The organism is Alkalihalobacillus sp. NPDC127517, assembly GCF_050276055.1.
Lineage (GTDB): Bacteria > Bacillota > Bacilli > Bacillales > Bacillaceae_D > Alkalicoccobacillus.
This window is the reverse complement of record NZ_JBNNQX010000002.1, coordinates 245,360-266,493: the sequence shown is the minus strand read 5'-3', so window position 1 is coordinate 266,493 and position 21,134 is coordinate 245,360. Positions and strand designations below refer to the sequence as shown.

Genomic DNA, 21,134 nt, shown 5'->3' with positions numbered 1-21,134 from the left:
AATAAATACATAATATATTTACTAGGAGTGGATTTCATGGGGAACATTACAATCAAAGAATATGAGGATATTATCAGCTTAGAAAAATCTGCAATTATCATGGGTAATGGATTTAGTATTAACTTTGATTGGTCTTTTGCTAACATTTATGATGGATTATTTGATGCTCATAAATTGTTACTTAAAAAAGGAAGATTCCGCATGAAGGCTGCAAATCCAACATATGAGAAAAAAGGATTACAAGGATATCAGAATGTGCTGGCTGCTTTAAAAAATTTGAAAGAAGACGAGCTTAATGAAGTCTTCAAAGACGGTGTAGTATTTCTTGAAAGTCTTTGTAAAGATTCGCTTTTACTAACTAAGATAAACAACACCAACTACTTCAGCACCCTGACCCATCGTAAGGCTCATACCGATGTTCTCTTGGACATGATGTCGGCATATAGAACCAATAATAATTATAAAAGTATTAGCATTGAGGATTGGACTCTTCTAGTCGGGGCATATTTTTCAATCAATGAGTTAAAAGCTGAAGGGGAGTTAAATGGCTATGACCTTCCATTAGATAACCGATTTCTTAATTTAGTAGAGGTAGGCAACATTTCAACTATAAGAGTATCAAATTCTCATTATGACAACATTGTGCTTAATGGTTTTGTATCTTACCTACGAATGATTTTCTCTATTAGAATATTTAATAATGGAAAAGCAGTAGACATTCAAAAGCTGGAACGCCTAAATGAAATTGACACAGAAAAACTGACTGAGCATTTAAATCAATTTACAGCACATATGACGTTGAATTACGATTTAATACTTGAGCAACTACTGAATAAAAAGATACCGCATATACACGGTGAGTTCAAATTGAATCATACAGAATACTTAATGTGCCAGAGTCTCACTATGAACTATAATAAAAGCAATGTTAGCTTTTCTGATTTGTTGATAGGCGACGATGTCACCTTTAAAATGGCATTGCCTATGTTGCAGCAAATGGCTTTAGGCAGTCCAAATAACAGACCCAAAATCACTACAACTACTATCCTACAAAATGAAATAATTGATTTAGACATAACCACTGTTGTCATTTTTGGAATGGGAATTGCAAATGATCACCATATACTTAGATTCTTAATGTTGGCTTTTCACCAAAATAAAAACGACGCTAGAATTATATATAGCTATTTCAACGAAGCAGAGAAGGAAAACTTTATAAGTGAATATGAAAAAGTAATTAAGTACAGCGAAGATATAAATCAATTCATTAGAAGTCGCATTAAAGTAGATTTTGTAAAAACGCAAGACATCCTTGCTGAATATTTCCATTTATATACGAACGCATATTCGCATATAATAGTGATACTGATTAAACTATCCTATCGAGGTGTGCGTCTATGGCTAAAAAAGGTGTTATTTTTCTTGTTGATATGCAAAGTTTCTATGCTTCGGTTGAGAAAGCTAAGAACTCGGCCTATGAAGGTAAACCACTTGTAGTATCTGGTGATCCTAAGCGTAGGTCAGGAGTTATACTAGCAGCTTGCCCATTAGCTAAAAAGTTTGGCGTTAAGAATGCTGAACGGTTGTGGGAAGCTCAACAGAAATGTCCTGAAGCTATAGTTGTTAAGCCTCACATGCAAGATTATATTGATGTATCTATGCAGATCACAGCTATATTGAAAAGGTTTAGCGATTTGGTTGAACCCTATTCAATTGATGAACAATTCTTGGACATGACACATTCGTATCACTTGTTTGGTAAGACACCTGAAGACTCGGCTAGACGTATACAAGAAGCAATTATGCGTGAAACAGGAGTTAGAGCGAGAGTAGGTTGGGGAGAAAACAAAATTTTAGCCAAGCTCTCTTGTGACAACTTTGCCAAGAAGAATGAGTCTGGAATACACGAGTTACGTAAAGACAATCTAGCTAATTCGTTATGGAAGCTACCTGTTGAAGATATGTTTGGTGTGGGGAGTAAGATGAAGCATCATTTGTATGACAGAGCTATAAGAACGATAGGACAGATAGCCAATACCGATGTATCTTATTTTAAGAAACGTTGGGGAGTTCATGGTCAAATCTTATGGATGACTGCTAACGGAGAAGATTTTTCACCGGTTAAAACCTCAACTCATGATAGTCAGAAAGCTATTGGTCATGGTATGACGTTACCTAGAGACTACACAACTGAGAATGATGCTAAGATTATTCTTTTAGAGTTATGCGAGGAAGTATGTACTCGTTCTAGAAGAACAGGAGTTATGGGTAACACGATTAATGTAAGTGTATCAGGTGGTGCGTGGGAGTCTCCTCAAGGTTTCTCTAGGCAGCTTAAGATGGGCAAAGAGACGAATATTACTATGGAACTGTATAAGTTTGCTTGCGAACTCTTTGATAAATTTTGGACTGGTTATCCTATAAGACGAATAGGAGTGTCTTTGAATAAGCTTGAAACTGATAGAGAAGTACAGTTGAGCTTATTTGATGATAAAGCTACAACTCAGAAAAATGAGAAGGCTCATATACTTGGATATGTCATGGATGAGATCAATCAGAAGTATGGCAAAGCCACTCTAACAAGAGCTACAACTTTGCTTGAAGCTAGTCAGGTAAGGGAAAGAACAGAGAAAATAGGCGGTCATTATAAGTAATAATGGCTGCTATAAAATGTTTTATTAAAAATATAAAATAATTATTGACTGGTAAGTTTATCCGTAGTAAGATAAGTACAAGCCAATAAACGAAGTAACAAGAAAGGGTGAGAACAGTGTAGTTCACTAAAAGATAAGCCTTATTATTAAAAATATAAAATAATAAATTAATAGAAAGGATTGATGGCTTGAAGCAAATCTCAATTGTTGATAGTCCGCTTATCTCTTATGGGAGCTTTTAAAGTACACCCGAAATACCTAATCAACCACGCTACTAAAGTCACTGGCAAAATACAATCAATCGAAACCCCCAGCGGTACGCAATATGCTGGTGACGAGGACATTGTGTTAACTAATACGAGGGGTGATCAAGTGATTGAGAATGCTGAGATATTTGAACAGGAATACGTTACTGTAAAGATTGATGTAGATGTAGAAGCAATGAAGCAAGGATACTTAGAAATGGCTGGTATTAACCAAGAAATCTCAAACGAAATGTTACATATTGAAAATGAAGCAGATGTCATCACAGAAAAATTAGTTACTGAAGGTAAGGGTGCGAAGATAGATTATAGTAAGCTGGATTGGTAAGTGGTTCATGCGGTTCAATATAAATGTGATTAACAGCGCTACGGTTGTTGTGTTTCCTTGGTGGGGATTATAGCATCTTGTAAATCGGAACTGAAATTAAAAATATAAAATAAATATAAAGGCGGTTATTAAATGGATTATTACAACCCTAATGAAGTGATGGGATTTAATTTAGAACACGATGTTAAATACACATTCATGTACGAGTCGGGAGTTGCAGAAGTAATTAGTTCTGTAAGTGGAAATATTGCTGGAGCCAACGTACTTAACACAGATCTTGAGATGGATTTGACTGCTCCATTTAACAATGAAATCAATCAGAAGTATGTGGTGTTTGACGAAGAGGATAGTAATGAGTATCGATATGTAGATGCATTAAACTTTCATTATCCAAATGGCAATGTAGTAGAAGTGCCAATTGATAATTGTCAGGATCACTTGGTAAAAGTAGAGATTCTGAAATACAAGGGATAATCTTTATCAATTAAGGGAGGTGATGCAACTTACTACTGATTTATGACAGCATGACAGGTAATGTAGAAAGGTTCGTTAGCAACTTAAGCGGCAGGTATAACCATAACATGATGGACATTAAAGATGTAGGCACAGACATTAGTGAAGACTTTATTTTAGTCACTCACACAATAGGATTTGGAGAAGTACCTACAAGAACAAGAGAATTGTTAGAGAAGTATAGTTCACACGCTCTAGGAGTGGCTGTGAGCGGCAATAAGTTATGGGGTAACAACTATGGCAGAGCAGGAAAATTGATTCAGGAACAGTTTAAAATCCCACTTTTAATGACATTTGAGATGAGTGGTATGGAAAGTGATATTAAGAAATTTGAGCAGGAGGTCGATAGGATTTGTCAATGAGCGAGACATCAGGATTACCAAATTGGGTTCAAAAGAATAATCAAATCATGATTCAAAAAGACGGTGTTTATCAGTTTGAGAAAGATAAGGAAGCAGTTCATGACTATTTTGTAGAAAATATAAATATGAACACAGTCTACTTCCATGACTTAGAAGAGAAAATCAAGTACCTATTAAATAATGACTATTACGAGAGAGAATTTCTCGAAGAATATACAATGGAAGAAATCAAATCAGTTTATAAGTTTTGCTACGATAAGAAGTTTCGTTTCCCTTCTTATATGAGCGCATTTAAGTTTTACAACGACTACGCACTCAAAACCAACGACAAAAAGAAGATCCTTGAGCGATATGAAGATAGGGTTGCAATCGTTGCTTTGTATTTAGCAAAAGGTAGTGTAGATAAAGCTATTGAATATGCGGAAGTAATGATCAATCAAGAGTATCAACCAAGTACTCCAACATTCCTTAATGCTGGTCGTAGCCGAAGAGGAGAGATGGTTTCATGTTTCTTGCTTGAGGTTGGGGATTCTTTAAATGATATTTCCAAAGCATTAGAAACGTCTATGCAGCTTTCAAAAATGGGTGGAGGAGTTGCGCTCAATTTATCGAAGCTTCGAGCAAAAGGAGAGGCAATTAAAGATATTGCTAACGCTACTAAGGGCGTAGTTGGTGTCATGAAATTATTTGACAATGCCTTTAGATATGCTGACCAAATGTCTCAGCGTCAAGGGAGTGGTGCAGTTTACCTTAATATCTTTCATGCGGACATAAATGATTTCCTTGATACGAAAAAAATAAGTGCAGATGAAGATGTACGAGTAAAGACGCTTTCAATTGGTGTTGTTATTCCTGATAAGTTTGTTGAGCTTGCCAAAGAAGACAAAGATGCTTATGTTTTCTACCCTCATACTATCTACAAAGAGTATGGCGAATATCTTGATGAGCTAGATATGAACGAAGTTTACGATGATCTTGTTAATAATCCAAATGTCCGGAAAGATAAAATTAATGCACGCAAACTCCTTCAAAAATTAGCTATGCTAAGAAGTGAATCTGGTTATCCTTACATAATGTTTGAAGACAATGTTAATAAAGATCATGCAAACAACCACATTAGCAAAGTAAAATTCTCTAACTTGTGCGTAACAGGCGATACACTTTTATCGACTTCAAAAGGTCAGGTTAGTGCTAAGGAGCTTTACGAGTCAAAAGAAGATTTGAAGGTCACTATTGATAATAGAACAAAGAAACACAATTTAGATGAGAAAGGGACTTCATTAGTCGATGCAATTCCTATGCATTTGACTAAAAAAGAGGCTGAAGTACATCGTATCAAAACTAAACAAGGATTTGAGATTAAAGCCACTCCATGGCACAAGTTCTATGTCAAAGCAGGGGATGTTGTTGAAAAACGAGCGTTGCATGAACTCAAGGTAGGAGACAGACTTCTTGTCCAGTCTGATGAGGGCAATTTTGGAGATATTCATGAGCCTGAATTGGCTTATATTATGGGGATAATTGCTGCAGACGGGACTTTTGGTGATAAAACTGTAAAAGTATATCTTTACGATAATAAAAAGCACTTAGCCGATAAAGTAGAAAAACTTATCGCAGGTGTAATTAAGAAGTATAGAAATCTTTGTAGCAATCATCACAGTACTAACTACGCACCGCACTTTAATGCTTCAAATTCGGAATTACAAGATCTTCTTCATTTATCGTCATCGGCTTTAACTAGTATTTTAAAAGTCTTTGGGATGACTAAAGAAAATAAAACTAGAGTGCCACAATTTTTATACAAGGCCGACAAGGAAACACAAACAGCATATCTATCAGGTTTGTTTCAGATGGATGCGTGTGTGAATGCAAACTTTAAGTGCAAAGCTTTGACGATTGAACTAACATCAATTCACTACGAGTCACTTCAAGATGTCCAACAGCTTATCACTAATTTAGGAGTTTACTCTACTATTTACTCAAACTTTAAAAGAGACAAAGAGCTTCTACCTGATGGCAAAGGAGGCACAGCACTCTACAATGTTAAGCCAGTACATAAATTAAATATACAAGATAGAATTTCAAGAGAGAGATTTGTAAAGGGTGTGGAATTAAAAGAGTATGATATGTACAAATTCAACATGCTAACTGACACGTTGCAGCCTAAATCGAGAAACCCTAAACATAACTTTTCAGCAGAAATTTCTGAAATTGAATTTCATGGTTATGAAGATGTCTATGATACAACACAAAAAGATTACAGCTCATTAATTTTTAATGGGATTGTAACAGGTAACTGTTCTGAAGTACTTCAAGCCAGCAAACTTTCTACATATAATGACTATGGAATGGAAGATGAAATCGGCTTAGATATTTCATGCAACCTTGGGTCATTAAATATTGTCAACGTTATGAATAATAAAAGCATTAAAACTGCAGTTAAAACGGCTGTAGATGCTCTAACTATGATTAGTGAGAGTACAGATATTAAAAATGCTCCTGCAGTTAAGAGAGCCAACAACGCAATGAAGTCAATTGGCTTGGGAGCTATGAATTTACATGGATATTTAGCAAGTAATCATATTATGTATGAAAGCAAAGAGGCGAGAGATTTTGCTAACACGTTCTTCATGATGGTTAATTTTTATACCTTAGAACGTTCAATGGAATTGGCTAAAGAGACAGGCGAAACATATGAGAATTACGAAGGATCTACATATTCTACGGGAGAGTACTTTTCTAAATATATAAACAATAGTTATTTACCTAAGTCGCAGATTATCACTAAATTATTTGAAGGGCAGAATGTACCGACTCAAAAAGACTGGTTACAATTATCTGAAAAGGTAGCTGAACATGGATTATTCCATAGTTACAGACAGTGCGTAGCTCCAACTGGCTCAATCTCATATGTGCAATCTTCAACCGCTTCTGTCATGCCTATTATGGAGCAAATTGAAGAACGGACGTATGGCAATAGTAAGTCGTACTATCCTATGCCGCTTATTTCAAGAACTAATTGGTTCTTTTATAAACCTGCATACGATATGAACATGTTGAGAGTAGTAGATATGGTTGCTACTATTCAGCAACACGTTGATCAAGGAATTAGTTTTACATTATTTCTAACAGATACAATGACGACAAGAGATGTAAATAAAATAGATATGTATGCTCATCACAGAGGGATTAAAACAATTTACTATGCGAGAACAAAGGACACAGAACAAGAAGGTTGCTTATCTTGCACAGTTTAAAGGGAGATGTTTAATTGACAGAGATTTTTACAGCGGCCAATTGGTCAAAGCACGAAGATGATTTCACTCAGATGTTCTACAATCAAAACGTAAAACAGTTTTGGCTGCCTGAAGAATTGGCGTTAAATGGAGATTTGTTGACTTGGAAGTATCTTGAGGAAAAAGAGAAAGACGCTTACATGAAGGTGTTGGCAGGGCTTACCCTGCTAGACACTGAACAAGGGAACACAGGGATGCCAATCATTTCAAGTCATGTCAAAGGTCATCAAAGAAAAGCTGTTCTTAATTTTATGGCCATGATGGAAAACACAGTACATGCAAAATCATACAGCAATATATTTATGACTCTTGCACCGACTGAAACAATAAACGAAGTGTTTGAATGGGTAAAAGATAATAAGTACTTACAGAAGAAAGCAGATATGGTAGTTAGCGTTTATAGAGATATTAAAGAAGGCGATGAAATCTCTTTGTTTAAAGCTATGGTTGCTTCCGTTTACCTTGAAAGTTTCCTATTCTATAGTGGTTTCTATTATCCACTTTATTTTTATGGGCAGGGTAAGCTTATGCAAAGTGGAGAAATCATTAATCTCATCATAAGAGATGAGGCTATTCACTCGGTTTATATTGCTCTACTAGCTCAAGAAATCTACAATAAGCAGACACCTGAAACACAACAAGAGCTTAAAAAATTCTCATTAGATCTGCTGCAGAAACTTTACGAAAATGAACTATCTTACACCGAAGATATTTATGACCAAGTTGGTCTATCATCAGATGTTAAGAAATTTATACGTTATAACGCTAATAAAGCGCTTATGAATCTCAACTTTGATCCAATCTTTGAAGAAGAAGATATCAATCCTGTTGTGCTTAACGGCCTCAATACTAAAACTAAATCGCATGACTTTTTCTCGATGAAGGGTAACGGTTATAAAGTAGCTACAGCAGAAGCAATGAAAGATGAAGACTTTGAATTTAACTATCAGGAGGACACATTCGATGAAACTAATTAAACTAGCGTCACCTAACTGTAGACCATGTGAGATGGTAGATAACTACTTAAAGGATAAAGAAGTAGAGTACGAAACAGTCTTACTAACAGACTATCCTGAAGTAGCAGCAAAATACGAGGTAATGAGCACTCCAGTGACCATCTTATTAGATACTGAAGGTGAAGAAGTATCACGTTCTATTGGCTTTAAACCACCTGAGTTAGATGAATTAATTAAGGAGTTGGGTTAATGGGATTCTCCCAAGAAGGAATGTCTAAAGTTCATAGCAAAGGTGAATATAAACATCCTGTCACTGGAGCTACAAGATATCGTACAGGAGACGACTTTGTAGGTGAAGAAGGCACAGAGATTCTTTCTAATGTCGCCGGTACCGTAGAATTTGCTAGCTTTGGTGAATATGGTACTGGTTACGGAGGCTATGGAAACGTTGTTTCTGTAAAAGATTCCTCTGACAAACTCCATCTTTTTGCTCACTTATCTAACGTTGATGTAGCAGAAGGAGAAGAGGTAAAAGTAGGAGATGTACTAGGAGTTATCGGTTCATCTGGTAATTCGACAGGAAGACATTTGAGATACGAAGTCAGAAATTAATTAAAAATATAAATGGACATACAAGGAGAGGTTTAATGACTAAAACATTTTATGATCACGTAGGAGATTTTCACACAGCTTTTAATCATCCTGTAGCTTCGGCTCCAACACCTATGGATGAGAAGACTGCTTTAAACCGTACAGTATGGGAAGCCGAAGAGTTAGTTGAGCTTCTTCATGCAACTGTAGGCGGAGATTTAGATAAGTTTGAAGAACTCACTAGTCAGTTTCTAGACGGTGTGAAGGATGCTATCACTAAACAGAAAGAGAAAGAAGCACCTGAAGATATTCTAACTGCTCAAGCTGATGCGCTAACTGACGCTCTTTATTTTAATCAAGGCAGCTTTAATATCATTGGTGTACGACCTGAACCACTATTTGATATTGTGCAACAAGCCAACATGGGTAAGCTTTGGGAAGATGGGAAGCCACGTTTCCGTGAAAGCGATGGAAAAATTATTAAACCTGATAATTGGGAGATAGATTTTGCACCCGAAGGTAAGTTAAAGAAAGAAATCGAGTGGCAAATTGCTCATCCTAATAAGACTGATAAAGAGCACTTTGAGGAAATTATGCGTGGAGTTGCAGAGATTAAATACAATAATAAATGGCGTGAAAAGTGGATTGTTAAAACAGCAATGTTAACCTATAAAGAAAAAGAAAAAGAAGGTTCTCAAAAAGCTATTACTGCTTGGTTGAATGATGATTTAGACGCTTTCTTCTCTTCTTTCTTTGTTGATTATCCAGAAGGTAGACTTATGCCAATTGAAAATGAATATAGTGAATAACTCTACACATGAATGAAAATTGAACACATAAGTAATGAAGAGCCTTGAAACGCACTCACTGCAGTACTTTCAGGGCTTCGTTTTTCAATCAATTCCAAATTTTAAAGAGATGTTAAAAATATAAATAATTATACAATAGGAGTGATAGTTATACAATCAAACTACTATACTTTTCTAGATTTCGAGACAACAGGGCTTGATTATAAGACGAATCAAATTATCGAAGTAGGAGCAGTATTCACTGATGAGAATTTCAATGTAATTGATACACTTTCCAAGTTTGTAGCATTAGAAGAGGGCGTAGAACTTCCTAAGAAGATTACTGAGCTTACTGGAATCACTGAAGATGATCTAAAAGTACCTTACTCTATTCAGATGGCAATGACTGAGCTAGCTGTGATGATCGGTGAATCAACTGTTGTAATTCAAAACGCACCATTTGACCTATCTTTCCTATCTAAATACGGTATCCATCCTAGTAAGTTTATCTGCACAAGAAACTTATCAAGATTACTTGAACCTGATTTATCTCCTAGCCTTGGTAAAGTTGCAGATAGACTTGATATTATAAACTCTGATCATCATCGAGCCTTAAATGATGCAGAAGTTCTTATGCAGATGTTTAAAATCCAGAAAGTTAAAGCAGATAAGCTAAATTTAGCCTACAAAAATATTGTCATGGATGAGCCTGATAGACCCCTAAGATATACTCCAGAGCAAGCAACAGTAAGAAAAACAGTCAAGCTTTCGTTTGATGACAATGAATTAGAGTTTATTCGAGATTTACTACACAGTGAAAATGCTTTTAGAAAGAATATTGAGGGCGTATTAAAAAGACTAAAAGGATAAAGGAGAGATAATATGAATGGATTCGGATGTATGGTAGCAGCAGTAATTATATTAATTGTAGGTTTTATTGGTGGAGGCATCGCTTTTACAGTAGCGGAGTATAACAATAAGCAATCATTTGAGATCACAGTAACTGACAAGGAAGCAAAAGGAGATTCAAGTTCGTCCAAGTATCTTGTATTCACTAAGACAGACGAAGAAACAAAAGTATTCCAAGTTACTGATGCGCTCTTCGCAGGCAAGTTTAACTCATCCGACATTTACGGTAGTTTAGAGGTTGGTAAAACATACAGCGTTGATACAATTGGATTCAGAATTCCTTTCTTATCTACATATGAAAATATAATGGAGTTTAAGGAGGTTGAATAAATGAAACTGAAAGAAAAGTACCCGACTTATAGTGAGATAATTGATGAGCTTTTAACTTTATCAAATCAGATTTATAAAGATAAATACACATCTGAAATTGCTGTTACCGCCAAGCTAGTTAAGTTTCATTTCAAGGATTTTACCTTGCACGATGCAAAAACAGACTTTTATACATATTTGGTTACAAATAGCCCTAAGACTTACTTTGATGACAGCTTTATTAAAAGTGATAAAGTTTCAAAGTTAGATACCTATCTCGATGGGAGTGAATAACATAGATTACTATCTCAACTCAAAGAAAACTTCAACAATTACATTATACATAGGCAGCCTGAAGACTTTACAATCACTATCGTTGCAGACTTTGACGGTGGGGTTGACGCAAAAGCTACGGCACTCACTGAAGATCAAGCAGCTAAGTTAGCTATGTATGAATATGTAAAGAAAAACGAGTCAACTTCAGTCAGGTCTGAATCCATATTTAAAGGAACAATTGATCAATTAAATAAAGTTGTTGATGCTCATTTAGAAAAGAGCAAGAAAGTAAGGGAAAGGAGTAAGAGAATTATTGAAGACCATAACAATAACTCTAACTGAAGATGAATGGAAGGAAATTGAAGGAGAAGCATCTGGTCATTTGAGCTATTGGGGTGCAGAGTCTGAAGCAGTCGATAAGCTAAGTGACATTTTATATCCAGAATACAAAGAATCTCAATAAATGAACTATTCTATACAGAAAATATAAAATAAGTAGGTGGTAAAATTAGCGACTTCAAACAAATCTATATCTCTAAGAAAGATCATGAGCAGATTCTAGATAGAAAGATTAGATGGAGAGAGTCAGTAAAGTATTTTGACGATGGTAGACGTATCAAAGTTCAATATAAATTAAGTAAATTAGGTTTAGCAATTAACGTTATTATTTTACCAGTAACTATTCCTTTATCTATACTAATGCATGGCGTATATAGCGTCACTGAAATGCCAGGCACAGTTAGATCTATCTTAACCGAGAAAGAAATAAGATTTCATACGAAAGGCAGACTAGAAAATGGTCAAGGCAAATACGAGAAGTTACTTGCTGCTTCAAAAGGAGGCTAACACATCAGAAAACTCCTCGACTTAATAAACGGCCTATTTGTCTCTGCCGAAGGTTTTTTAGCTTTATACTTCCTCCTAGCCAGCGCATTTATCGCATTGTGCTTTGCATCAGGAATCCTGTACTTTGCTTTCAAGGGATTGATGGAGGTGATTGACTGGCTATGGACATTAATAAATCGGTAAAAAAGATTCAGAAAAGGATAGCTGAACGCAACGCCTCACTTAAGCGATTGAATAAGAAGTTTAAACGAGTCTCAGCGAATAGAGAAAGCTTAACTGCTACCTCACATAAATATCAAATTGCTGCTAGAGAAGAATTGTTATTACATAATGAGATTGTTGAGCTACAAGAACAGAATATCGAAGATGAAGAAAAAATTACTGAGTTGATGGAAGAGTACAGAGATGAGCTTAAATACAAATAAAAATATAAAAGGATGATGTGAATGAAAAAGAAACTCTTACTGATTATGTTAGGTTTAATGGCTTTTATCTTAGTATCGTGTTCAGAGGCAGACAGAGCAACCGACAGTATTAAGAAGTCTGCAGACGATTTCTCTGTACAGCGTCAAATTGTTTTCTTTAATGGTATTACTGACGAATACCTACTGACAATTGAAGGCCTATGTTCGCTTGGTAATAACGACAATGATTTAAGAATGACGGTTACATGCAAGACAGGCGAAGACGAATATAAAATGCATACTTTAGGATTAAGTGACAATGTTAGTTTCTTCTCAGAGCAAATTGAAGGTGTTCATGCTGATCCTTTCCGCTACAAGGTTGTGTTGCGACCAGAAGCAATCATTCCTGAGTTCGATATTCAGACGAGGGATTAGTGTTTATCTAAATTATTGAGAGGAGGTGAAGAGAATGAAGAACAGAATCAAGCTAAAGATACTTTGTTTTAAAATTAACTTTACTGCTAGGGTTTGTAACATCGCAAGAAACATCAATGAAAAGATGTTTAAGAGTACAGTTTTGAGTACGGGAAGGCTGACAAGTTTAACAGGTAGTATTGTTGGAGAATCTTTAAAATCAATTCACAAACGTATTGAGGCTAATAAATAAAAATATAAAACAAAGGATGATTTAATATGACAATGCATACAAACAATGAGAGAGCGCAGCGTGTAGAGAGCGAGTATAAGAAATGGGAAGAACGATTTGTAATCCCATTTGATAAAGAGTTTACAGTTAAAACTCTAATTGACCTGCAAGACCAATTCAACAATGTACCACTTAATCACACTAAAGAGAAAATGGATCTATTACAAATGATTCAAAGACTGCAAAGCAATGTGAACTTAAAAGAGAAATCTAAAAGTGAAGTGTCGTCTAGCAATAAAGTCTTAGTAGTAGCAAAAGAATGGTTCACACTGGACGAGTTTAAAGAGGCTATGAATTTAAATCATGAGTCATTAGGGACGGCAACGTGGACTAAGTCTGCAACTAGAGATCAAGAAGAAGTATTAACTAAAATTGGAACATACACTTTAGCTACTTATGGAAGCTTGGGTAGAGGTTTTGGCGTTCGTGATAAGTACACGCATGTAATTGATTTAGATAAAGTATTTACATATCGTTCAGAAGAAGCAACTAATCATATCATTAAGAAGCTAGAGAATACATATAGCGCTTTGAAGCGACCAGAGTAAAGCTGATATTGAGGCTCTTATGATTTTTAAGAGCCTCAATTAAAACAGGTATTTTATCGTGAAATATAGGCTCTGAAAGCCTTATGTGGCAAGGGTTTTTGCTTTAGTTGACTAAAGAAATGGAGGTTATAACTATTCCTATACAAAATTGGTGCAAGAAAGAGCAAAAGTGGATTCCTCAAAAAGTTTTTGTAGTAGAAGAAATAAATAATTTTGGATACGAGCAATATGGGGAGGTCGTAGCTGCATTTACGTCTTTTAGAGAAGCGTCCGTATTCTTAATAAATGAAGGTTATGAGCCTACAGGAGAGTTAATTGATAATGAAGGCTATATAGGTTTTGAGCGGGGCGAAGAATGTTTAGATGAGGACAGAGGATTTATAACTGAATTAGATTTACAAGGTGATTTAGGCAATGCAAACAGTTTATTGAAAGGGGGATCTTGATGACAGAAAAGCATTTTAAGGGTTTTGTCTATTTAGATTTCGAGGGCAATGCTTGCTTAGAAAAGAATTACACTCTAAGTGAAACCATTGCTAGTGAATTGGACTGGGATGGAGATTCTAATCATGTCGATGATATTGATTCAGTCGAAGTTTCGGTAAGGAAAGAAAATGTTAGCGTTAGGCTGTATGCTAGCGATACAGAGAAAACATTAGAAGAGCTTATAGAAGGAGTAGTGCTTACAACTATGGGCGCTCTGGACATCTACTCTGAATGGTACGGTTGGAGCGATTGGACTAAAGATGGGTACGATCTGAAGAACTTTACAATAGGTAATCATGACTTAAACGAAATTCTAAAAAGCTATGAAGGTAAATATGTACACATGGTATTCGAATACTAGGAAATAAAGAAGGAAGAAAGATGAACAAAGAAGAACAGTTTGATATTTTAGTAAAAGGTATTCATGATTTAAGCTGGTCTATGCAAGATGCGCCATATCATGGAGTAAAGAGAGAGACAATTGATGGTGTTAACTTTGCTATCAAAGAAATCCTCAAGGAATCAGACTTCACACTTGGTGACATAATTGCTTTACAGGCTAAATTTTAAAATAAATCTTATCTTTTAATGAAAATATAAAAAAGAAACGAGTGATGAAATAGTGGGTTATATTGTCGGTATTTTATTAATGCTATTGGGAGTTGCAGCAGGATTGTATGTCGGCCTATGGATTTGTTTCATAGGAGGAATAGTAGATATTATCGAGGCAATTAAGTTGATCGTGAATGTAGGAGACGTGGACGCATGGCTAATCGGAAAAGGTATTTTCAAAATGATTATTGCAAGCTTTGCTGGGTGGTTATCGGCAGTGCTATTAATTCTTCCGGGGCAAGCAATTATAGCTAGAAAAGCAACAAAGTTTTAAGTGAGGTGGTCAGTATAGATCAGTCAATAGCTCAACCAATCGTGTTGTTTTCAATAGTCTTATTCTTTATCATACTATCAATACTCAATGACAAGAAATGACTGTTTGAAACGAAGGTTTTATAGAAAATATAAATTAGAGGAGCGATTAACATAAGTAAATTCTTATTCAAATTAAAAGAATTGTTCATAGAAACCTATCCAGATAAAGTGAAATTAATAATGCCATACTATGAGGTTTTACAGCAGCATAGCGACTCTTTAAAGGAAATGTTTAATATGGCTAACCTAGATGATTTTAATATCAACTACAATGAGCCTGATGAAGATGGATATTACGATAATGGAGAATTAGTAGTTTATGCAGAAGGCAAATGCTATTTGATTAAACTTACAGACTCTCCTGAGTACACCGGTTATTGTATGTGCGAACCAAGTCATAAAGGATATGACCCTGTTAAAGCTTGTTGCGGAATAGTATGTGATTGGTATAGACCATCTATCTCAGTCAGTAAGGTAGACGACTACAGCTTCGTTGGAGATGAAAAAGACTTATGGGAAGCTGAAAAAAGCTGGAATCTTGAAAACGAAGAATTGAAACAAGAGAAAATCAAGACTGAGCTATCATACATAGATGAACAAATTAAAGATCTATTAGCTAATAAAGAAGCTTTAGAAGAGCATCTTTCTAAGTAAAATGACGAACTTAAATAGAAAAGGAGAGGGTTTTATGAATGGAGACAGCCTTAGAGCCTCACTTGTTCCAAATGTGAAACGCAATGAAGCAATTAAAGCAAATGGTGGAGCAGTCTTATCTCAGTTCAGAGAGGGAATCGAGGACTACATAGATTATATTACTGAAGACGGTAATTGGATCGGTACAACACATACTCATAGACAAGGCATCGACCTTATGGGTTCGCCCAATGGCAAAAAGTTTAACAAACAGTTTCATGTTAAGACATCGACAGGTGCAGAAATTGTTGACGAAACAAATTTTATTTATGTAGACGATGACGGTGATAGACATGTTTTTGAAATGGATGAAGTAGTTAAGCCGTTAAAAGGAAGCTTAGTTGACTTTGGTGTTATTGATGAGGACGAAGATTAACTCGATAAAGTTGCCGATTTAAAGAAAAATATAAAATAAAAATGAAAAGGAAGTGTTTTATATAAAAACATTATTAATTATCTTGTCAGTAATATTCTTATTAGCAAAGATCTACAACCTCAAATACTTATTTCATACAACGGAACAGCTTAACAAAAACTTAAAGATAAGCTTTTATAAAATGAAACAAAACATGGCCGATACTGGACTAAGTGATAAGTCCAAACGAATACTTACTGTTTTAATGATAGTGACACTATTCACTCTAATCACTCTGTTTTACTCTAAAATTACTTTAGTATTAGGTGATATCCATTGGTTTTTCTACATTATCGGAATACTATTAATTGCAAAAGGCTTCTTTAGAGCAAAATTTCTACATAAATATCTTGATCCCAATAGAATTCGAATAAGAAGCAAAGAAGGATTTAGCTTCTTAACCAATAAAATATTACTAGTCTTGGACATCCTCTTCGTTGGTTATTTCGTATATATAACGTTAACTTAAATTCACAATTTTAAAGAAAGAAGTTGATTGGGACGGTAAAAAATATACAACCTACAACAGTTGAGATGGACGAAGAAGAGTCTAAAAGGTTCGATGATTGGATGACGGGTAAGAGAGCTTGCTTTGCGGAGGACTGTCCAACAGGTGGTAAGTCTAAGTGCGAAGCCTGCTCGAAGAGGTTAGAAAAAGTACACAGATTGATGAGAGAACTTAGAGAGAGTCGTGATTATAAAGACCAAGGTAAATTCCCATTATTTTAAATCAGAGAGGTTGATTAATATAAAACTACATATTGAAAAGAAACTTTACATTGAAAAAGAAGGCATGAACTACACTATTCGCAACTACACAGGTAAATTTGATGACAAAGATAAAGAGTTATACAAGCAAATTGGTGGTTACTACGGAAAGCTTAACGAAGCCCTAAAGGCATTGTTTAGACATAAACTAGATGAATCTAAACCGACAAGTATTCCTGAAGTAATAGAAAGCATTGATCGTATTGAATCTTGGCTAGAGAAAGTAGTTAGCGGTCATTAAAAATATAAATGCAAATAGGTTAAGGAGGTGATTAAGATTCTAAAATTCGGGCTAATCTTCCTATTGTACATAAGCTCAGTTGTCGTTGCTGCATTGATTATCGGCTATAGAAACGAGAAAGATCAAGAAGTGTAATACATACAAATGGGGTGACGGCCAATCGTCAAATTAGAAGGGAAACTTACATGCTAACTAATATAACTACAAAAAATCATTTAAAGACAAACTTTTTAGACATCATCAATAAGATTGGAAGGGTTCACACTGAGGCAAACCACAACGAAGTGCAGACATTAGTCGAGTCTGCTAGTAAAGCTTATCAGTCCTATTATCAATTTGTGCAACAGAAGTTTGTGTCCTCATCACGACGTAGTTCAAATCTTAGCAAACAGATATTAAAGAATACCGGAGACTTTCTAATTTTCGATAAAGCTTTATCAGTTCTGAGTGTGGTATTTGAAGAGTTAATGAATAAATCATGGAAAGCCTTGGATAGTAATGCCTACAAGGATCATTACAAATATACTCTTACAATTGCAAAGATTACCCAATTAAATGACGATATAGGCAGGCTCTATAAAGATACAGTAAGAGAATTAAACGACGGAGTTTTAATAACAACAGAAAAATATAAACAGAATGGAAAACTTGGTTTTGTTCCATTAGTTACATTTGACGGTGAGGAAGATTATTCATACGAGTCTGTGTTCGGCTCAGTTATTGAGGTAGAAGTTCATGATTTTAGAGAGTTAAAAAAGTTCTATAACGAAATAGGAGCGCACGAATTTTTAATAGATGAGGAATCATTATCAATACTCTCTGAAGATGGATTAGAATTGAATACTCATAATCGATCATCTTATACATTTAAAAAATTTATTGAACGATCTCCATTAGCAAACAGAGTACTTGTGAATATCGATAGCATTGAAAATATAAAAGCTATTAATATGTATCCTGATCTTAAGGAGAGTGTAGATAAATGAAAGTGAGCTACGATCACAATGAAACACTGATTTCAATCAATAATGAGGAGCTAATGCTACTAAACAATCTGTTCAATTATATCTCGCTAACCGAAAACAAAGAAATAGATCAGGATGAGTTAATTTTAGCAGATGTGTTTAGCAAGAAATTACAGCCTGCAGTAGACAGGTTATATGATAAAGCTATCGAAAATTACAACCAAGAAATTAACTATATTAACGGTGTTTATAATAAATAAATATATAAAATAAAGGAGTGATCTGATGGAGGATTGGTTCTTAAGCTTAAGTATACATATTCAAACCATATTAATTTTTTACTTATTGGCATCGGCGTTTTTAGCGTTAATATATCCAATGGCAATTGACTACTCAGCAATGATTAACAAAGAAAGAATTGTCGTTAGAAGATATCATTTGTTAATGTTTATCCCTTTCCCAATCACAGGAGTACTACTTATGCTTACTATTACATTAGTATTAGGTTCCAGTATGATCGTGAAAGGTTGGGGCTATTTTACTCATAAATTCAAAGAGCAATTCCCTAGATTAATAGAATACATGAGGAAGCCGATTTACAAAAAGGATAAGTGATTCATTGGCTCTTAACTGAGCCTTTTTATGTGCAAAGAATAGATGATGTATAAGGAGAGGGTTTATTGAGTAAAGCGGATATTCTATATAAAGAAATTGTAGAAGATATTATTGAGAACGGGTATTCCAATGAAGGTGAGAACGTTAGAGCTAGGTGGGCAGACGGAACGCCAGCATATACTAAATCAGTTATTGGACGAACAATGAGGTTTGATAATACGGAAGTTCCTATTCTTACTCAGAAGAGGGTAGCGTGGAAAACCGCAATCAAGGAATTACTTTGGATCTGGCAAAAGCAATCAAATGACGTTCAAGAGTTAATTGATAACAATGTTAACATATGGAATGAGTGGCGTGATGAAAAAGGTACGATAGGGCGAAGCTATGGGAGCCAATTTGAGAGTCATAAATTTAGGAATGATCGAAGTGTGATCACAGTAAAACAAATCAAGTCAACAAAAAAAGATGATATTAAAAATATAAAATTAATAAATGCGTTTGAGAGAAACGAGCATTGTAAAGATCCTCTTATGGATAAGGTCTTTAAAAGTAATCGATGTGGATATGCTAAAGTAATCGATGTATTGCCTTCCAACACTGTATATGAGAAGACTGTGGCAATTAGATTGCAGTTCATAGACACTGGATATATCACTACAATTCAAAAAAACGACTTGTTAAGAGGCAGGTTTGTCGATAGATTCGCTAGAACTGTTTGTAATGTCGGTTACCTCGGTGCTTATGAAAACGTAAAAAGCTTTAATGAGGAAGAATTGAAGTATTTTAGAGGCACATGGAATTCAATGATAAGTCGCTGCTACAATCCCAATAACAAAAACTATGATAGATATGGTGGCAAAGGGATTTTTGTGGATGAGAGGTGGCACTGCTTCGAATATTACTTATCAGATATTAGTTCCTTGCCTCAATTTCATTTAGCTAAAAATGAAAAATATAAAAACTGGGCTATAGATAAAGACTACTATATTTCTAATTATTATTCCAATTCTTCATGTGTGTGGTTACCGTATTCAGAGAACACAATATATAATAGCAATCACAGCCCTTTTTATGTTATATCTAAAGATGGAGACAAAGAGCTATTTATAGAACAGAAGAAAGCATGTCAAAAATATAATTTTGATAACAGCAATCTCTCTAAAGCGATTCGATTTAATAAGACATTAAAAGGCTTTAGGTTTGAGACTGTCAGTGACGGTAATACATATAGGTATGAATTATCAAGAAATCAAGTTACAGAACTCATATACAATATAAAACACTCTCCCGCTTCAAGGAGATTGATGACAAGTTTTTGGAACTATGCCGATGTGAATAAAAAGCAACTACAGGAGTGTGTCTGGTCTACTCAGTGGCATGTGAAGGCGGGGAAACTTCATCTTGAAGTCTTGTGCCGCAGCAATGATGTTTTCTTAGGGAATCCGTTTAACGTCTTCCAATATAATGTTTTACAACGAATGATTGCACAAGTGACTGGTTACGAGCTGGGCGAGTATATCTTTCATATAGGCGATACTCACGTTTATGATAGGCATATAGATATAATTAAACAACAAATTGAAAGCACAATGTACGATGCACCGCAGCTTTGGATCAATCCTAATATAACTGACTTCTATAAATTCACTGCAGACGACTTTAAACTTATAGATTATAAACACGGAGAAACGTTAAGAATGGAGGTGGCTATCTAATTGCCAATTAACATCATTGTTGCTCACGACTTAAATAACGCAATTGGCTACGATAATAAACTCTTAGCTCACCTACCTGACGATTTAAAACGATTTAAGCAGCTTACTCAAAATGACTTTGTTGTACAGGGTAGAAAAACATTCGAATCAATTGTATCTATGAATGGCAAGCCTCTTCCTAACCGAACAAATATAGTTATATCTAAGACAACGGACAAGAGTCAACTAGACTATTTTGTATACGATAATATAGATACGTTTATAAATGACTACAAAAACTTCGAGGGAGACCCCAACGTCTGGATCATTGGTGGAGAACAAATCTACAAAGAGTTCCTTCCTCATGCTGACAATCTGTACATAACAGTATTACATAAAAAGTTTAAACAGGCCGATGCTTACTTCCCAAAGGTTAACTTAGACGAGTGGGAGCTAGTCGAATCTGAGCTGATTAGAAGAGAACCTTACGAATTCAATTATTCATTTAACATCTATAAAAAGTTTAATTAAAAATATAAAATAAAGTATTGACTATAAGTTGATACGTGGTAAACTAAGAC

At 35.1% G+C, this 21,134-nt stretch carries 30 protein-coding genes and 1 pseudogene; all 31 read left to right on the top strand.

From position 1 onward, the window contains the following. The first annotated feature begins 36 nt into the window (after window positions 1–36). Window positions 37–1,497 carry a hypothetical protein gene (locus ACQKKO_RS03390; RefSeq protein WP_498644323.1) on the top strand — a complete coding sequence of 487 codons (1,461 nt, stop codon included), beginning with the start codon at window positions 37–39 and terminating at the stop codon, window positions 1,495–1,497. Then, window positions 1,398–2,654: a DNA polymerase IV gene (locus ACQKKO_RS03385; protein WP_498644320.1), complete on the top strand. Its 1,257-nt coding sequence runs from the start codon at window positions 1,398–1,400 to the stop codon at window positions 2,652–2,654. Before ACQKKO_RS03390 ends, ACQKKO_RS03385 begins: the two co-directional genes overlap by 100 nt. Window positions 2,655–2,999: 345 nt before the next feature. Further along, a complete protein-coding gene (locus ACQKKO_RS03380; protein WP_498644318.1) occupies window positions 3,000–3,245 on the top strand; it encodes a hypothetical protein in 246 nt (81 codons plus the stop codon). A gap of 132 nt (window positions 3,246–3,377) precedes the next feature. Further along, a complete protein-coding gene (locus ACQKKO_RS03375; protein ID WP_498644317.1) occupies window positions 3,378–3,719 on the top strand; it encodes a DUF5406 family protein in 342 nt (113 codons plus the stop codon). A 35-nt stretch (window positions 3,720–3,754) separates the two neighbouring features. Continuing rightward, on the top strand, window positions 3,755–4,120 hold the full coding sequence (gene nrdI / locus ACQKKO_RS03370) for a class Ib ribonucleoside-diphosphate reductase assembly flavoprotein NrdI (protein WP_498644658.1): 366 nt from the start codon (window positions 3,755–3,757) through the stop codon (window positions 4,118–4,120). Further along, window positions 4,117–7,377 (top strand): ribonucleotide reductase barrel domain-containing protein, encoded by a 3,261-nt coding sequence (locus ACQKKO_RS03365; protein ID WP_498644315.1) that lies wholly within the window; start codon window positions 4,117–4,119, stop codon window positions 7,375–7,377. The genes nrdI and ACQKKO_RS03365 overlap by 4 nt, the downstream gene beginning before the upstream one ends. A gap of 14 nt (window positions 7,378–7,391) precedes the next feature. Then, window positions 7,392–8,393, top strand: coding sequence for a class 1b ribonucleoside-diphosphate reductase subunit beta (gene nrdF, locus ACQKKO_RS03360; protein WP_498644313.1), 1,002 nt, complete (start codon window positions 7,392–7,394; stop codon window positions 8,391–8,393). After that, window positions 8,380–8,622 carry a thioredoxin family protein gene (locus tag ACQKKO_RS03355; protein ID WP_498644311.1) on the top strand — a complete coding sequence of 81 codons (243 nt, stop codon included), beginning with the start codon at window positions 8,380–8,382 and terminating at the stop codon, window positions 8,620–8,622. The genes nrdF and ACQKKO_RS03355 overlap by 14 nt, the downstream gene beginning before the upstream one ends. Continuing rightward, window positions 8,622–8,984 carry a M23 family metallopeptidase gene (locus ACQKKO_RS03350; RefSeq protein WP_498644309.1) on the top strand — a complete coding sequence of 121 codons (363 nt, stop codon included), beginning with the start codon at window positions 8,622–8,624 and terminating at the stop codon, window positions 8,982–8,984. Before ACQKKO_RS03355 ends, ACQKKO_RS03350 begins: the two co-directional genes overlap by 1 nt. 35 nt (window positions 8,985–9,019) lie before the next feature. After that, the gene (locus tag ACQKKO_RS03345) at window positions 9,020–9,772 is read left to right on the top strand and encodes a pyrophosphohydrolase domain-containing protein (RefSeq protein WP_498644307.1); all 753 of its coding nucleotides are present in this window, start codon (window positions 9,020–9,022) and stop codon (window positions 9,770–9,772) included. A gap of 141 nt (window positions 9,773–9,913) precedes the next feature. After that, on the top strand, window positions 9,914–10,621 hold the full coding sequence (locus ACQKKO_RS03340) for a 3'-5' exonuclease (protein WP_498644305.1): 708 nt from the start codon (window positions 9,914–9,916) through the stop codon (window positions 10,619–10,621). A 12-nt stretch (window positions 10,622–10,633) separates the two neighbouring features. Beyond that, a complete protein-coding gene (locus ACQKKO_RS03335) occupies window positions 10,634–10,990 on the top strand; it encodes a hypothetical protein (RefSeq protein ID WP_498644304.1) in 357 nt (118 codons plus the stop codon). Beyond that, window positions 10,991–11,263: a hypothetical protein gene (locus ACQKKO_RS03330; protein WP_498644302.1), complete on the top strand. Its 273-nt coding sequence runs from the start codon at window positions 10,991–10,993 to the stop codon at window positions 11,261–11,263. Window positions 11,264–11,558: 295 nt separating this feature from the next. Then, window positions 11,559–11,708, top strand: a complete 150-nt coding sequence (locus ACQKKO_RS03325; RefSeq protein WP_498644300.1) for a hypothetical protein — start codon at window positions 11,559–11,561, stop codon at window positions 11,706–11,708. A 544-nt stretch (window positions 11,709–12,252) separates the two neighbouring features. Then, the gene (locus ACQKKO_RS03320; RefSeq protein WP_498644298.1) at window positions 12,253–12,516 is read left to right on the top strand and encodes a hypothetical protein; all 264 of its coding nucleotides are present in this window, start codon (window positions 12,253–12,255) and stop codon (window positions 12,514–12,516) included. A 21-nt stretch (window positions 12,517–12,537) separates the two neighbouring features. Further along, window positions 12,538–12,930, top strand: coding sequence for a beta-sandwich lipoprotein (locus ACQKKO_RS03315; RefSeq protein WP_498644296.1), 393 nt, complete (start codon window positions 12,538–12,540; stop codon window positions 12,928–12,930). A 34-nt stretch (window positions 12,931–12,964) separates the two neighbouring features. After that, entirely contained in the window at window positions 12,965–13,162 is a 198-nt protein-coding gene (locus tag ACQKKO_RS03310) for a hypothetical protein (RefSeq protein ID WP_498644294.1), read from the top strand. A 26-nt stretch (window positions 13,163–13,188) separates the two neighbouring features. Next, complete coding sequence (locus ACQKKO_RS03305; RefSeq protein WP_498644293.1) at window positions 13,189–13,749, top strand: hypothetical protein; 561 nt, start codon at window positions 13,189–13,191, stop codon at window positions 13,747–13,749. Between the two features lie 107 nt (window positions 13,750–13,856). Further along, window positions 13,857–14,195, top strand: a complete 339-nt coding sequence (locus ACQKKO_RS03300) for a hypothetical protein (RefSeq protein WP_498644291.1) — start codon at window positions 13,857–13,859, stop codon at window positions 14,193–14,195. Beyond that, a complete protein-coding gene (locus tag ACQKKO_RS03295) occupies window positions 14,195–14,596 on the top strand; it encodes a hypothetical protein (protein WP_498644289.1) in 402 nt (133 codons plus the stop codon). Before ACQKKO_RS03300 ends, ACQKKO_RS03295 begins: the two co-directional genes overlap by 1 nt. Window positions 14,597–14,616: 20 nt before the next feature. After that, window positions 14,617–14,805, top strand: a complete 189-nt coding sequence (locus ACQKKO_RS03290; protein ID WP_498644287.1) for a hypothetical protein — start codon at window positions 14,617–14,619, stop codon at window positions 14,803–14,805. A 103-nt stretch (window positions 14,806–14,908) separates the two neighbouring features. Further along, window positions 14,909–15,121: a hypothetical protein gene (locus tag ACQKKO_RS03285; RefSeq protein WP_498644285.1), complete on the top strand. Its 213-nt coding sequence runs from the start codon at window positions 14,909–14,911 to the stop codon at window positions 15,119–15,121. Window positions 15,122–15,399: 278 nt separating this feature from the next. Next, window positions 15,400–15,816, top strand: a complete 417-nt coding sequence (locus ACQKKO_RS03280) for a hypothetical protein (protein WP_498644283.1) — start codon at window positions 15,400–15,402, stop codon at window positions 15,814–15,816. Window positions 15,817–15,850: 34 nt separating this feature from the next. Then, window positions 15,851–16,231 (top strand): hypothetical protein, encoded by a 381-nt coding sequence (locus tag ACQKKO_RS03275; RefSeq protein ID WP_498644282.1) that lies wholly within the window; start codon window positions 15,851–15,853, stop codon window positions 16,229–16,231. A 730-nt stretch (window positions 16,232–16,961) separates the two neighbouring features. Next, entirely contained in the window at window positions 16,962–17,279 is a 318-nt protein-coding gene (locus ACQKKO_RS03270; protein WP_498644280.1) for a hypothetical protein, read from the top strand. A 185-nt stretch (window positions 17,280–17,464) separates the two neighbouring features. Beyond that, window positions 17,465–18,265 carry a hypothetical protein gene (locus tag ACQKKO_RS03265; RefSeq protein WP_498644278.1) on the top strand — a complete coding sequence of 267 codons (801 nt, stop codon included), beginning with the start codon at window positions 17,465–17,467 and terminating at the stop codon, window positions 18,263–18,265. Then, window positions 18,262–18,504 carry a hypothetical protein gene (locus ACQKKO_RS03260; RefSeq protein ID WP_498644276.1) on the top strand — a complete coding sequence of 81 codons (243 nt, stop codon included), beginning with the start codon at window positions 18,262–18,264 and terminating at the stop codon, window positions 18,502–18,504. The genes ACQKKO_RS03265 and ACQKKO_RS03260 overlap by 4 nt, the downstream gene beginning before the upstream one ends. Window positions 18,505–18,529: 25 nt before the next feature. Further along, window positions 18,530–18,859, top strand: a complete 330-nt coding sequence (locus ACQKKO_RS03255) for a hypothetical protein (RefSeq protein ID WP_498644274.1) — start codon at window positions 18,530–18,532, stop codon at window positions 18,857–18,859. A gap of 65 nt (window positions 18,860–18,924) precedes the next feature. Further along, a pseudogene (locus ACQKKO_RS03250) lies at window positions 18,925–19,308 on the top strand (thymidylate synthase); the annotation flags it as partial. A gap of 81 nt (window positions 19,309–19,389) precedes the next feature. After that, window positions 19,390–20,574 (top strand): thymidylate synthase, encoded by a 1,185-nt coding sequence (thyA, locus tag ACQKKO_RS03245; RefSeq protein ID WP_498644656.1) that lies wholly within the window; start codon window positions 19,390–19,392, stop codon window positions 20,572–20,574. Next, window positions 20,575–21,084 (top strand): dihydrofolate reductase, encoded by a 510-nt coding sequence (locus ACQKKO_RS03240; RefSeq protein WP_498644272.1) that lies wholly within the window; start codon window positions 20,575–20,577, stop codon window positions 21,082–21,084. Window positions 21,085–21,134 lie beyond the last annotated feature (50 nt).